The following is a 13,523-nucleotide window of genomic DNA, read 5'->3' on the forward strand; positions in this document are numbered from 1 at the left end:
TCTCACCCCTGTGCACGCAGCGTAGGGATGACTCCCGTGTTCGCCGCATCTATGTTCTCGCGCCATGACCGGGATTGCCCGGCGCGGAGCGCGCAGAGGACGAGCATGAACCACCCCGCCCCCTCGAGCGTGAAGCTCTCGAACATCGAGTCGACGGCGAGGGTCACGAGCACGAGCGGCGTCCACGCGTACACGACCGAGTGCCGCACGCTGGCCACCAGCCACGACCTGATCAGAGCGACGCCGCCCAAGATCAGGAACAGCAGGAGGCCGGCGATGCCGAGTTGCAGCAGCACATCGAAGAAGGCGTTCAAAGCGGTCTGGTGCTGGTTGTCGAGCAGGTAGTTGATGTAGGTGAACGGGTACTCGCCACGTTGCCATGGGCCGAACCATCCCCAACCCTGGAGAGGCCTGATCGCCACGAAGTCGAGGATCTGGTTCCACAGATCTGCGCGGATCGAGAAATCGGAGCCCGCGCCCATCCAGGCGATGATCGGATGCCGGAACACGAACGCGACCACGAGCGACGCGACGGCGAGTGCGCCCAGCGTCCATTGCACGAGGTTGCGATGCGCTGTCGGCGTGTGGCGCACGATCGTGAGCGCTGCGGTCACCACCCCGACGGCGACGGCCAGCACCAACACGGTCGGTGATGCGGACAGCAGCGCGAGGAAGCCGGCGAGTGCGATGGATGGAATCGCGATCGGAGCGATGACCGACTGGGTGCGCCACTCTATGAAGAACGTGATCAGGGCGATCACCGCAACGAAGCCGAGCATGTTGCGCGTGCCGAAGACGCCCTGGATCGGCCCGCCGATCGCCAGGTTCCCCTCGATCTGAAGGAAAGCGATCGGCACGTCGATGAGGATGCCGGAGAGGATCTCGACCCCGAGCGAGACGAGCAGCAGCGCCCGCAGGGTGTCGCCGATCGCGCGAACCGTCTGCAAGGTGTCACGGATATGACCGATCGTGATCGCGATTATCGCGAAGCCGAACGTCCACAACCACCCGACGAGAGTGTCGGCGCGATCCGTCGTCCAGATCACACTCGCGAGCGCGAGAGCGAGGAACGCGAACAGCGATGAGGGCGCGATCCGCAGCAACGAGAGCTCTTCGCGCCGCACGAACAGGATCGCGACGCCCAGTACGCACAGCAGCACGATGATCGTGGCGTACGTGGTCTCCGATGTCATCCGCTCGATCATGAAAGATCCGAACGTGGCCGTGAGCGCGGCCAGAGTGTATGCACGCGCCATCTCGACGGAGCCGAGCAGTCGGCCCAATCGATCCTGGGTCGAGGTCACGGGATGCGCCGGACCCTGCTGCCACGCTCCGTGACGCGGGACTGCTCGTTCAGGCCGACGCCCACCAAAGGCACCGATTTGATCTTGAATGAGAAGAGCACCAGCATCAACCATCCCCAGAGCATGATCGGGGTGGACTCGGCGAGGCCCTGGACGAGCAGGATGACGGTGAAGAGCAGCGGCAGCAACGTCAGCGGGGAATAGGGACGGTCGGCGCGGAGATTCCAGCGCGGGCGATCCGCGGCGAAGAACCATGCGCGCCACAGCAGGCCGAAGTATGCGGCGGCCATCAGCAGAACGCCGACCGCGCCGAGCTGCATCAGGACATCGAGCCACATGTTGTGGGCGTGGAACACCGTGATGCCGTGGTCTGTGATCCAGCCGTCGAACGCCGGGTCGGTGGGAATCCAAGGGCTGGAGAATCCATTGCCGAAGACCGGGTGGGTGGCGGCCCGATCGAGCACCTTCGTCCAGATGACGTCGGTGCGACCGGTCAGATCGGCGCTGCGTCCGAGCGCTTCGAAGAGCGGCCGGTGGAAGACGATCACGGCTGCGACGACGATGACGACCGCCCCGCCGCAGATCGCATAGATCCGGGCGCGTGCCCCTGGCGTGCGCGCACGCCGGATCAGCAGAGCCACCATGAGCACCACGGCGGCGGCCAGTGCGCAGACGTACGTGGTCGCCGAGGATGCCCGGAACATCATGAACGCGGCCAGGGTCATCCACATCACGAGCGTCGTGCGCCAGCGCGCGCGCAACGCGAAGCGCACCCCGAACGTCACGATCGCGAACAGGCTGATGATCGCGAGCACATTCGAATTGCCGACGATCCCCTGGATGCGGCCTCCGTCGAAGAGGTTGTCCCGTACCCAGTACCAGTGCGGGTCGACTTCGCCGTCGGGGAGAGTCAGAAAATTCGGCAGCAGCGGGCCGTGCACCACAGCGGAAACCCAGAGCTCGAGCGCAAGGGACAGGCCGAGGATCCATTTGAACGCCGACGCGAGCGCGCGCACGATCTCCTGCCAGCTGAACGCGTGCGCGATCAGCAAGGCGTTCACGGTGACGGCGGCGAGGAGCAACCAGGTAATGATGGTCGGCAGCCGCCACTGGGACCACGCCACAGACACCAGTGCGAGCCCCACATATCCGAGCGCGGACCAGGGCAGGCGCCGCCACGGGAACGGATGCGGTTCGCCGCGCGCGATCATCGGAATCGCGATCGCGAGAGCCGCCAGCGTGAGCAGTATCATCACGACGCCCGCGCCGATCTGGCCGACGAGGTTGTACAGAGCGGTGTGGGCGAAGGCCACGACGAAAACGAGGATGACATAACCGCGCAACAGCAGATGCCCCGTCGACTCGCGCTCCGGCGCGGTGGGCGGGGCTGTCACTGGATGCTTCGTGTACTGCGCCATCGGCTTCAGGCTACCGCGCCGGCACCGTCAGATCGCTGTGCCACGGCCGGATCGATACGCTGGGGCCATGCTGCTGAGTCTGTCGAACGCGCCCCGTGACTATGCCTGGGGGTCGACATCCCTCCTCGCCGAGCTGGAGGGCCGCGAATCCACCGGCGAGCCGGAGGCGGAGGTCTGGTTCGGCGACCACCCCGGCGATCCTGCGGAAACCGCCGACGGCTCCACCCTCGACGCGGTGACGGGCGGCACTCTTCCTTATCTGCTGAAGCTGCTCGCCGCAGCCTCTCCGCTCTCGATCCAGGTGCACCCGACGATCGCGCAGGCACGAGAAGGATGGGGCAGAGAGCAGGCGCTCGCCGCGGACGACCCCGCTCGCAACTACCGGGACGCGAACCATAAGCCCGAGCTGATCGTCGCCCTCAGCGAACGCTTCGAGGCCCTCGGCGGCCTGCGACCCGTCGCCGACACGCTCCGCCTGCTGACGGCGCTGGGCGAGTCGTCCGGCGTGCGGGCGCTCCGCGAGCGTCTCGAGGGCGGCCGTGAGGAGGACGCGCTGAGGGACGCCGTGGGCTGGATCCTCTCCGGCGACGCGCAGCGAGAGGTGGATGAGATCATCGCGGCGCTCGCGGAGGCGTCGTCGGAGGAATTCGCGGCCGAGCTCGACGCCGTGCGGGCGATCGCCGGACGATATCCCGGCGACCCAGGGGTCGTGGTCGCACTGCTGATGAACTACGTCGTGCTGAACCGAGGCGAAGCGATCTTCCTGCGTGCCGGACTCCTGCACGCCTACGTCTCCGGTCTGGGCGTCGAGATCATGGCGGCGAGCGACAACGTGCTGCGCGGGGGACTGACCCCCAAGCACATCGACGTGCCCGAGCTGCTCTCGGTACTCGACACGACGCCCGAGAAGGTGCCGGTGCTACTCCCCGCAACCGGGGCAGTGACCGAGTATCCGGTCGACGTTCCCGACTTCGCGCTGCGACGTGTCGTTCTCGCCGGTGCGCCGCAGACACTGGACATCGCCGGGCCGGCGATCGTGCTCTCGACCGGGGGAGAGGTGGCCGTCGCAGGTGCGGACGAGGTCGCACTCGCCGTTTCCGTCGGATCAGCGGTCTTCGCCACGAAGGACGAGGGGTCGTTGACGCTGAGTGGCGCAGGCGAGGCGTTCATCGCGCAGCCGGGCAGCTGACGGGTGGCCCGGTCGGACGGTCACCGAACGCCGATGCCGACACGCCCGAGTGCCCGCCGCGCTGAGTCCCACCTGACACGACACGCCGTCGACACGCCGTGAACCTTCAATCGTCGATTGAGGCTTTAGTATCCGCGACTTGACCGCAGCGAATGACACGGGTGTAATTAGTTCAGCAAGGCCCGGTGGGGGGCAATTCTGAAGGGCAAGGAGAGCGACATGACGGGTTACCGTTCCGACGTTCCCGAGAACTGGTTTGTTGATCCGGTCAATCTCGGGGTTCCCGGGGTCAGGCGCATCGAGCCTGATGAAGACAGCACCTTGTCATGGCAGACAGACGCGCTGTGCTCCCAGACCGATCCTGAGGCGTTCTTCCCGGAGAAGGGTGGTTCCACCCGTGACGCGAAGCGGATCTGCTCATCTTGCGACGTACGAGGCGAATGCCTCGAGTATGCGCTGAACAACGACGAACGCTTCGGCATCTGGGGCGGTCTGAGCGAGCGCGAGCGCCGTAAGCTCAAGCGCGCCGCCGGCTGATCGTTCACAGCTTGGCAGGCTCGCCGGGCGCGATGACGGTGGCCCGGGAGCTCAGCGCATAGGCTGACCAGGCCATGCCTACCCCAGTTCATGCCATCATCGTCGCGCGCCCCGGTTCATCCGCGCGTGCGCAGCTGCTGCGAACACTTGACGCTCTGACCCTCCAGACCCGCCGCGCCGACGCCGTCACCCTGGTCGTATGCGGCGACGGCTCAGACGCTCGCTCCAGCGACGTCGTCGCAGGTGTCGTGGAGGGCATCATCGAAGCCCGCGGCGGCACCTCGTACGCGGAGGCCGTGGATCTTGCGCGACCGCGAGTGGCCGAAGGCGCTGCCGTATGGCTGCTCGCCCACGACACTGCTCCGCATCCGCAGGCGCTCGCGCAGCTCGCCGGTGCACTGGAGCGCTCGCCGTCCGCTGCCATCGCGGCTCCCAAACTCGTCAACGCAGACAACGAACGTGAACTCGTCTCGCTCGGCGTCACCATGACCACGCTCGGGCGCTCGGTCGAGCTCGCGGCCGGCGAACTCGACCAGGGTCAGCACGACAGGGGCGACGATGCCCTCGGTGCCGACATCCGTGGCATCCTGATCCGCGGCGAGATGCGCGATCGGCTGAGACCTGACACTGCGCTCTCCGGTGCAGACGAGGGGCTCGACCTCGGCGTGCGCGCCCGACTCACCGGCACCCGGGTGGTGCTGGCGCCGAGCGCGCGCGTGTCAGTGCATCCGGACGGCCCTGCCGCCCTCCCGCGAAACGCAGCTCAACGCGCGTACGCCACGCGACTCGCGCAATTGCATCGCCGCCTCTCGTACGCGCCGGCGGCGGCTGTGCCCCTGCACTGGCTGTCGCTGCTGCCGCTTGCGCTGTGGCGCACCATCGTGCATCTGATCGGTAAACGCCCGGCCGCCGTGTTCCCCGAATGGGGCGCAGCGATCATGGCGATGGTCCGCATCGGGGCCGTGGCGCGTTCGCGGCAGAGCATCCGCTCCTCGCGTACGTCGAGCTGGTCGAGCATCGCTCCATTGCGCATCACCCGCTCGCAACTGCATCGGCGTCTCGACGATGGACACGGCAGCGAGGGCGGCGCCCTCAGCGAGCTGAACTTCTTCTCCGGGGGCGGTGCGTGGGCTGTGCTCGGCGCGCTGGTCGTCGGTGTCGCATCCTTCTTCACGCTTCTGGCGTGGCCGGCGATCGGCGGAGGGGCGCTGCTGCCCCTGCGCAACACGGTCGCTGCGCTCTGGGAAGACGCAGCGTGGGGGCAGCGCGGTCTCGGTGTGGGGGTCGTCGGCCCGGCGGACCCCTTCTCGGGAGTGGTCGCGGTGCTCGGCACGCTGTGGGCCGGCGCACCCTCGTTCGCCATGGTGCTGCTCTGGTTGCTCGCGTTGCCGCTCGCAGTTCTCGGTGGCTGGTTCGCGGCGACGCGCATCACCGATCGCGGAGGGCTGCGCATCTTCGGCGGCGTCGCATGGGCGCTCGCGCCGACCTTCCTCACCGCCCTGGTCGAAGGGCGCCCGGCGGCTGTGCTGCTGCATCTGCTGCTGCCATGGCTCTTCCACGCTGCCGTCGTCGCCCACCGTTCGTGGGGTGCGGCAGGCGCGGCCTCCATCCTGCTCGCCGCAGTGCTCGCGTGCGCGCCGGCCCTGGCCCCCGGCCTCGCTCTGCTCTGGGCCGCGGCGCTCGTGATCGTGTTGACCCGCGGATGGTTCCACGGTGCCGTCCGTCTGCTCTGGGTTCTTGCGCCCACCGCGGTCCTGTTCGCACCTCTCGTGATCTGGCAGATCCGCAACGGCAACCTCTGGGCGATCTTCGCCGACCCTGGTTCGGCGTGGGCGGGTCCGCAGGTCGCCGCCGACAGCGCCGGACGGATGCTGCTGGCGACAGGCTTCCCCACGTCGGACCTCGCCGGCTGGGCTGATGTGATCGATCCGGCGATCGCCGCATGGGCGCCGCTGCTCATCGCACCTCTCGCGCTGCTGGCCCTCGCCGCAGCTGTCGCTCCGCGATGGGGTGCGGGCATCACCCTGCTCGGAGTCGCCATGACAGGCCTGGCGACGGCATTCGTGGCCGTCGGCGTCGTTGTCAGCTTCGCGCACGGAGTGCCGGTGGAGATCTGGCCGGGAAGCGGCCTGAGCCTCGCCTGGGTCGGTGTCGTCGGTGCGGCGCTCGTCACTCTCGACACCGCGGTGACCCTTCCACGGCTTCGGGTGGCCGCCGTCACAGTTGCCGGTCTCGCCCTCGCGGTGTGCGCCGTACCGGCGCTCACGGCCCTGCACACCGACCGCACCGTTCTCACTGACGGGCCCGAGAGCACGCTTCCTGCATTCGTCGCCGCCGAGGCGAAGGGCGACCGCGAGATCGCGACGCTCGTGCTCACGCCGCAGAACGACGGTGGCCTGGCTGCAGACGTGGTGTGGGGTGCGAGCGAGACGCTCGGAGCGCAGACGACGCTGCTCAATACGGCGACTGAGCCGCAGGGAACCGACATCAGCGCGCTCTCGGTGGATCTGCTTTCGACACGAACCTTCGATGCCCCGGGCGAACTCGCCGCGCACGGCATTCATTTCGTGCTGCTCGATCAGGTCGCCACGGACGAGTCGGATGCTGCGCGGGCGTTCAGAGTGGCGGCGATCACCGCTCTCGACCAGCGTGCCGGATTCGTGAAGGTCGGCGAGACCGACAAGGGAGTGCTGTGGCGTCTGGAGGCCACACCCTCCGAGCGGGCGACGCTCAGCAACGTCCAAGACGGTACTGCCACGGCGGCCACCGCGCTGCAGCTGATCGTCCTGTTCGCAGCGCTCCTGCTCTCCATCCCCACTCGAGCATCCCGACGCGCCGCCCGCGCGCAGTCCCGCATCGTCGGGCGCTCGGCCGAGGAGCCGATGGTGCTCCCGAAGCGCGTGGACGGTCAGATCGAAGATGAGCAGCCTGGTGCGTCGCAGCCGCCGGCCGAGGACGCTGAGCCTTCCGGGAACGCTGAGCCCGGCGAGGACGCTGAGCCTTCCGAGGACGCTGACCCCGGGGAGGACCCTGAGTCCGTTGAGGACCCCGGGAAGGCTGAGGACGCTGAGTACGCCGAGAACGGAGGGCTCGACGAGTCCGACGGTTCGGAAGTGTCCGACGTCTCGGAAGAGGGTGCACACGGCGAGGCATCGCAGGAGCCGGGATCCGGGGCTCGGCAGTCCGGAGAGGACACGCCAGACGGTTCTGATCATGTGCAGCCTGCCGACCAGGAGGGGGAGCGATGACTCCGAATCGAGCGATCCGCGTCGTCGCGACCAGCGCCAGGCTGCTGGTCGGAGCGGTGATCGCGGTCGGTTGCGTGGTGGGAGTGACGGCTGCCGTTGCGCTGCCGTGGCCCGGAATCGTGAACGAACCGGCCCAGGTCTCTGTGACGCCGACGGCCGGCGACACGACCCTCGTTTGCACCGGTGACTTCCGAGCAATCGGCCGGAACACGCAGAACGCCGGGCAGATGTCGTCTGCCGGTGAGTCTGCGCTCACTGCCGAGCGCAGCGGAGCGAGCGCGGAGTCCGAACTCACCGCGTCGGACCTGTTCACCGCTGATTTCAGCGGTCCGGCGACCGGCCCACTCCAACTCGTGGGTTCTGCGGCTCCCATCGCCGCCGCCGAATCGATCTCGCTCGCTGCGGAGGACCTCTCCGGCCTGGCCGCCAGTGCCTGCCGCGAGCCGAGCACGGAGTCGTGGCTGATCGGCGGAACGGTCGAGACCGGCACCAGCGATCTCGTCATCCTGTCCAATCCCGGCGATGTCACGGCGACAGCGACGATCACGGTGTTCGGAACGGAGCAGTCCTCGACGACGACACTCGTGCCTGCGGGTACTCAGCTCGCTGTTCCGCTGTCATCCGTCGCCGCCGGTCTGCAGCAGCCCGTCGTGCGCGTGACCGCCGCAGGCGCCCCACTGCGCGCTGTGCTGCAGTCCTCGCTGATCCGCACCCTTGACCCGTCCGGGATCGACCTGCAGGACACGGCCGGGGCTCCGCGGACTGACCTCACTTTCGCCGGCGTTCAGGTGCTCACCACCAGCCCCGACTCCGCTGTCACCGTGCTGCGACTGATGGCGACCGATCAGGCGGGACAGGCGACCATCACGATTCGCTCCAACGGCGAAGAGGTGCAGACGATGTCGGTCCCGCTCGAAGCGGCGATCCCCGTGGAGGTGAACCTGGACGGCCTGCCGACCGGCGTGTACAGCGTGGAGGTCGCGGCCGAGGCACCGGTCGTCGGTGCGGTCCGGCAGATCACGGGCATCGGCATCGGTGCTGATTTCGCGTGGATGACACCAGCGCCCGAGCTGTCAGGGGAAGTGGCCGTTGCCGTGCCGGACGGCCCGAACCCGCGTATCCATCTGGTCAACTCCGCCGAGTCCGAGGCAGCCGTCACTCTCACGCCCACCGCAGGCGGAACGGCCGAGGAGCTCGTCGTTCCCGCCGGCGGATCCCTTGCGGTCAAGGTGTCCGAAGACGCGACCTATTCACTGTCGACGGACACGCCGCTGCACGCTGCGATCGTCCTGGCGGGCACGAACGCGATGGCCGGCTGGCCGATCTGGCCGGCGGCGGCGGCGCAGGACGCCGTCACCGTCTACCCCTGATCCGCGCCGAACTCCCAGGGGTCCTTGCCGACGTACTCGGCGGCGGCGCGGAAGACGGCGCTCTCGATCGCGATACGGCGATGCATCGCGTCATCGTGTCCCGGGGGGAGCAGCCGTTCGATCGGGACGCGGAACAGCACGATCCGGCGACCCTCACGATCGATCTGCCAACGCGGGATGCCGGTCGTGTCGGGACTCAGCGGCAGCGCTCCGATCTCGAAGCGCACCTCCTGCAGTTCTGGCCATGTACCGCGTAGGAACTCCACGGCGGCGCCGATCGTGACATCGAAGCGATCGACGCGCCCTTCCAGGGGCGGGAGCGGCGGCCGCACCACCTCACTGCGCCCGAGGCGCCCGTGACGGCCGTGCCGTGCACCACGACGGGGTGCTGCAGTGCTGCGATCGGACGGACGACGGGGCATGACGAAAGTCTATGGTGTTCCGCGCGGCAACCGGCCTGTGCCCGCCGAGCGCCATACGCTGGCACAGATGGACGGAAGACTCTGCTCGAAGGTCACCTGCGCTCGCGAGGCCGTGGCGACGCTCACTTACGACTACGGGGACCAGATGGCTGCGCTGGGCCCGCTCGGCGGCACCGATCACCCCAACGCGCATGATCTCTGCGCTCAGCATGCGGAGCGCGTCTCGGTGCCCACGGGCTGGATCGTCGTCCGGCACGAGGCGATGCGCGCCTGATTCTCGGCTGGCTATGCTGATTCCGGATGCGCCACGGCGGCGCGACCGGAAAGGGCTTCGTGATCGTCTGGCGTCGTTGGATCTTCCCGCTGCTGCTGGTGATCGTCTTCGGATTGTGCGCGGCGGCGCTCGTCAAGTTGGCGTTCTTCCCTGATACTGCCGATGCGATCGTCAGTCCCGACGCGACGCTCACCGATCCGGTGATCCCCGTCGAGCGCGGGTCGGTGGTCAACGCTCTCACTCTGAGCGGGAACATCGCCAGGGACGAGTCCTTCCCGCTGCGCGGCGAGGTGAACGGCACAGTGACGGCCGTGCATGTCGCCGACGGTGCTGCGGTCACCGCAGGACAGGTGCTGTTCACTGTCAGACAGGACGACCCGGAGAAGAACATCGACATCGTCGCGCCAGAGGCGGGCGACATCTCCGAGCTCGCGCTCGTCAAAGGTCAACCCGTCGCCGTGGGAGCCGAGATCGCCACGCTCACTCCGGCCCGGTACCACCTGCTCGCAACGGTCGAGCCGGTGCAGCTGTACCGGCTCGTCGGCGCACCATCGGAGGCGAACGTCACGATCACCGGCGGACCGGCGCCATTCGCGTGCACCGGCGTGCGCGTGCAGGTCAGTACCGAGGGCACGGCGAGCGTCCGCTGCTCCATCCCCGGCGAGCAGGTCGTGTTCGCCGGGCTTCCTGCACAGATGGACCTCGCTCTCGGGCAGGTCGACGACGCGCTCGTCATCCCGGTCACAGCTGTCCAGGGCGGTTCTGGCAGCGGCAACGTCTGGGTGGACGCAGGAGACGGCAGCGAGCCGGAGGAGCGCGCCGTCTCTCTCGGCGTGAACGATGGTGACATGGTCGAAGTCGTCGACGGGCTCGCAGAAGGCGACATGATCCGCCAGTTCGTGCCGGGCTTCATGGCCCCGGTAGAGGAGTTCTGCTACGAGATCCAGCCTGGCGTCGAAGAGTGCGAGAGCGGAACCAGCTGGTGACTCTGGTCGCACTCGAAGAAGTCACCAAGAGCGTGCTTCTGGCTGATGACTCGCGTCTGGAGATCCTCCGCGGCATCACTTTGGAGGTCAGTGCCGGCGACCATGTGTCGATCGTGGGGCGCTCCGGCTCCGGCAAATCAACGCTGCTGAACATCCTCGGCATGCTGGACGCACCGACCACTGGTTCGGTCGCATTCGAAGGTCGGCCGGTTCGCAGGATGCGCAGCGGAAAGCTCGACCGGCTGCGGGGCGACAACGTGGGATTCGTTTTCCAGCAGTTCAACCTCCTTCCGGGGCGCACCGCCCTGGAGAACGTGATGATGCCGCTGGGACACGCCAGGGGGCGGCTGTTCTGGCAACGTCGCGCCGTCGCTGCAGACATGCTCGAGCGCGTCGGACTCGGCCACCGCATCGACCAGGTCGCCGATCGTCTCTCGGGAGGCGAGCAGCAGCGCGTCGCGATCGCGAGGGCTCTGGTGCGTCGGCCGGTGCTCATCCTCGCCGATGAACCGACCGGTGCGCTCGACATCGACACCGGAGCATCGGTCATGGCGCTTTTGGACGAAGTGGCGACCGAGACGGATTCGGCGCTGGTGACGATCACCCATGACCTGCATGTCGCCGCGCGCGCCCGTCGGCATTACCGACTGGATGCCGGTCAGCTGTCGCCGGCCGACCTCAGCCGTGCATTCGAGGCGTCCACGTTGTCCGAATCGGTCCCGGAGACCGTCGCATGAGCGGATTCCTGGGGGCGCTCGCCGACGCGTGGGCCGAGATCCGCGTGCACAAGCTGCGCGTGCTGCTCAGCCTGATCGGCATCGCGGTCTCGGTCGCGGCGCTCACCGCTGTCATCGCGTTCTCGGAGTACCAGCAGCAGTATCAGACGGAGCAGTCGGACCGCTGGGGCGGCAGGAGCGCGACGATCGTCGTCGGCATCGCCACGGAGAACGGTGATCCGGTCGACTTCGACGCCTTCGGCGAACGATTCGAGCGAGTTTCGGAGAGGTTCGGATTCAGCCACACCGCACGGGTCGCGCAGGGCGTGATGTTCCCCGTTCAGCTGTCGGACGGTGTTGTCGACGTCAACGGTCGGTTGCTCGACCCGGCGTACTCGCAGATCCATCGGGAGCAGCTTCTGGAAGGACGCTGGTTCCGGGACGGTGACGCCGAAGTCCTCGCGCCCCCTGTGGTCATCACAGAGGCACTGTGGGATCGCATCGGACGTGCTCCGCTGAACCAGCATCCGACACTCGCGATCTCCGGTGACGCCGGCGGAACGTACCAGGTCATCGGCGTCGTGCCTCGACAGGGCTTCGGCGACGAGGAACTGCGGGTCGACGTGCTCTACGATTCGTACCGTTCCAGGGTCGACGTTCTGCCGGAGGGGGCCTGGCCGCAGTACGAGATCTGGCTCGGCGCCGATCAGGCCGCCGAGATCGGGCCCGTTCTCGCGATGGATCTGCGTGCGGGGCTTCCCGAGGGGCAAGCCGTGACAGTGAGCAGGTCCGACTGGGCGGCGTCACCGGGCATGGCGGATTCCATGCAGACATTCGAACTGATCACCGGCGGCATAGCGATGCTCATCCTCGCGCTCGGGGCGCTGAGTCTGATCAACATCCAGCTCGTCGCGATGCGTCAACGCGTGCGGGAGATCGGCGTGCGCCGTGCCTTCGGGGCGACCGCGGGACGGGTCTTCGTGTCCGTGCTGCTGGAGAGTCTGGTCGCGACCACGGTGGCCGGCGTCATCGGCATCGCGATCGTCGTCGCCGTGCTGCGCTCCGACTGGGTGATCCCGGCGATGTTCTCCGGGATGCAGGACGTTCCGCCGTTCCCGATGCGGGCTGCGCTCACCGGGCTCATCGCGTCCGTCGTCGTCGGCGCCGTCGCCGGATTCATCCCGGCACTGGTCGCGCTGCGAGTGAAGGTGATCGACGCGATCCGATTCTGACGTCAGACCCCGACGTGCCGACCGGTGAGCTTCTCAGCCCTGGCATCAGCGATCGCCAACGCGCGGCGCTCGCGCTCTCGGCGCAGCACCGTGATCGCGATCAGGAGCTGCTCCGGATGCGCGACCGGCTGCGGCGAGACGAAGCGGGTCGTCTCGAGGACGAGCTCCTGGGCGATACGTGCCCGGGCTGGTGGTGACATCCGCTCCGCATGCTGCAGGAACTGCGAGATGCGTCGGGCAAGGCGATCCGGCATCCTCGCGACATCCGCGATCTGCGCCCATCCGGTCAGCGCCTGCGGCATCACCGGCGTGAGCGGGACCAGCTTCGGCGTGCGCACGCGCTGACTGTATGTTCCCGCCACCATGTCGCCCAGACGCTGCGAACGGGCAGTGAATGCGCCGGCGAGGATCGCGATGGCGCCGAAGGTCATGTAGATCTCCAGCACGCCGATGAGCGCACGGATGAAGGCATGCCGGAACCCTGCGGCCCCGCCGTCCAGTCGCACGATCCGTCCGCCGACGGCGAGGCGCCCGAGGCTGCGCCCTCGCGTGGCGAGTTCGATCACGATCGGCACCGCTACGAAGCACGCGACCATCGCCGTCACATTCATGATGCCGTCGATGGAGCCGTCGATGATCCCGTTGCCCAGAAGCCACATGCGCAACCACAGGAAGAGCACGAAGAGCGTCCAGCTGACGATCATGTCGATCAGGGCGCCGAGCGCACGCATGAAGAAGCTGAGCGGCTGCACATCGATGGCGACGGCTTCGCCGGAGAGCACTTCGTCGGCGGTGTCGATCGGCGTGGACATGAGTACAGTAAATCA

The 13,523-nt window shown here is 67.8% G+C and carries 12 protein-coding genes; 8 read left to right on the plus strand and 4 right to left on the minus strand.

What is annotated here, in order from left to right; translation table 11 throughout:
* Positions 1 to 2: 2 nt before the first annotated feature.
* Both QFZ46_RS16210 and QFZ46_RS16215 read right to left on the minus strand, forming a co-directional pair.
* Positions 3 to 1,304, minus strand: coding sequence for an O-antigen ligase family protein (locus tag QFZ46_RS16210; protein WP_307363234.1), 1,302 nt, complete (start codon positions 1,302 to 1,304; stop codon positions 3 to 5).
* Complete coding sequence (locus QFZ46_RS16215) at positions 1,301 to 2,722, minus strand: O-antigen ligase family protein (protein ID WP_307363235.1); 1,422 nt, start codon at positions 2,720 to 2,722, stop codon at positions 1,301 to 1,303. Before QFZ46_RS16215 ends, QFZ46_RS16210 begins: the two co-directional genes overlap by 4 nt.
* 67 nt (positions 2,723 to 2,789) lie before the next feature.
* Here QFZ46_RS16215 and manA point away from each other — a divergent pair, with 67 nt between their 5' ends.
* The 4 genes from manA (at position 2,790) to QFZ46_RS16235 (ending at position 9,066) form a co-directional block, all read left to right on the plus strand.
* A complete protein-coding gene (manA, locus tag QFZ46_RS16220; protein WP_307363236.1) occupies positions 2,790 to 3,911 on the plus strand; it encodes a mannose-6-phosphate isomerase, class I in 1,122 nt (373 codons plus the stop codon).
* A 219-nt stretch (positions 3,912 to 4,130) separates the two neighbouring features.
* Complete coding sequence (locus QFZ46_RS16225) at positions 4,131 to 4,448, plus strand: WhiB family transcriptional regulator (protein WP_307363237.1); 318 nt, start codon at positions 4,131 to 4,133, stop codon at positions 4,446 to 4,448.
* 74 nt (positions 4,449 to 4,522) lie between these two features.
* Complete coding sequence (locus QFZ46_RS16230; RefSeq protein ID WP_307363238.1) at positions 4,523 to 7,696, plus strand: glycosyltransferase; 3,174 nt, start codon at positions 4,523 to 4,525, stop codon at positions 7,694 to 7,696.
* A complete protein-coding gene (locus QFZ46_RS16235; protein WP_307363239.1) occupies positions 7,693 to 9,066 on the plus strand; it encodes a DUF5719 family protein in 1,374 nt (457 codons plus the stop codon). The genes QFZ46_RS16230 and QFZ46_RS16235 overlap by 4 nt, the downstream gene beginning before the upstream one ends.
* Here the strand turns inward: QFZ46_RS16235 and QFZ46_RS16240 are convergent.
* Positions 9,057 to 9,488 (minus strand): hypothetical protein, encoded by a 432-nt coding sequence (locus QFZ46_RS16240; RefSeq protein WP_307363240.1) that lies wholly within the window; start codon positions 9,486 to 9,488, stop codon positions 9,057 to 9,059. The genes QFZ46_RS16235 and QFZ46_RS16240 overlap by 10 nt on opposite strands.
* On the opposite strand from QFZ46_RS16240, the gene QFZ46_RS16245 reads away from it, so the two are divergent.
* From QFZ46_RS16245 to QFZ46_RS16260, 4 genes are read left to right on the plus strand one after another with little or no spacing between them, the layout of a single operon-like run.
* A complete protein-coding gene (locus QFZ46_RS16245; protein ID WP_373457652.1) occupies positions 9,487 to 9,762 on the plus strand; it encodes a DUF3499 family protein in 276 nt (91 codons plus the stop codon). The two genes, QFZ46_RS16240 and QFZ46_RS16245, sit on opposite strands and share 2 nt — an antisense overlap.
* 26 nt (positions 9,763 to 9,788) lie before the next feature.
* Positions 9,789 to 10,748 carry an efflux RND transporter periplasmic adaptor subunit gene (locus QFZ46_RS16250; RefSeq protein WP_307363241.1) on the plus strand — a complete coding sequence of 320 codons (960 nt, stop codon included), beginning with the start codon at positions 9,789 to 9,791 and terminating at the stop codon, positions 10,746 to 10,748.
* Positions 10,745 to 11,485 carry an ABC transporter ATP-binding protein gene (locus QFZ46_RS16255; protein WP_307363242.1) on the plus strand — a complete coding sequence of 247 codons (741 nt, stop codon included), beginning with the start codon at positions 10,745 to 10,747 and terminating at the stop codon, positions 11,483 to 11,485. The genes QFZ46_RS16250 and QFZ46_RS16255 overlap by 4 nt, the downstream gene beginning before the upstream one ends.
* Positions 11,482 to 12,696, plus strand: a complete 1,215-nt coding sequence (locus QFZ46_RS16260) for an ABC transporter permease (protein ID WP_307363243.1) — start codon at positions 11,482 to 11,484, stop codon at positions 12,694 to 12,696. Before QFZ46_RS16255 ends, QFZ46_RS16260 begins: the two co-directional genes overlap by 4 nt.
* Before the next feature lie 2 nt (positions 12,697 to 12,698).
* Here the strand turns inward: QFZ46_RS16260 and QFZ46_RS16265 are convergent, their stop codons facing one another.
* Positions 12,699 to 13,508, minus strand: a complete 810-nt coding sequence (locus QFZ46_RS16265) for an RDD family protein (RefSeq protein WP_307363244.1) — start codon at positions 13,506 to 13,508, stop codon at positions 12,699 to 12,701.
* Positions 13,509 to 13,523 lie beyond the last annotated feature (15 nt).

This window comes from Microbacterium murale (genome assembly GCF_030815955.1).
GTDB lineage: Bacteria > Actinomycetota > Actinomycetes > Actinomycetales > Microbacteriaceae > Microbacterium > Microbacterium murale_A.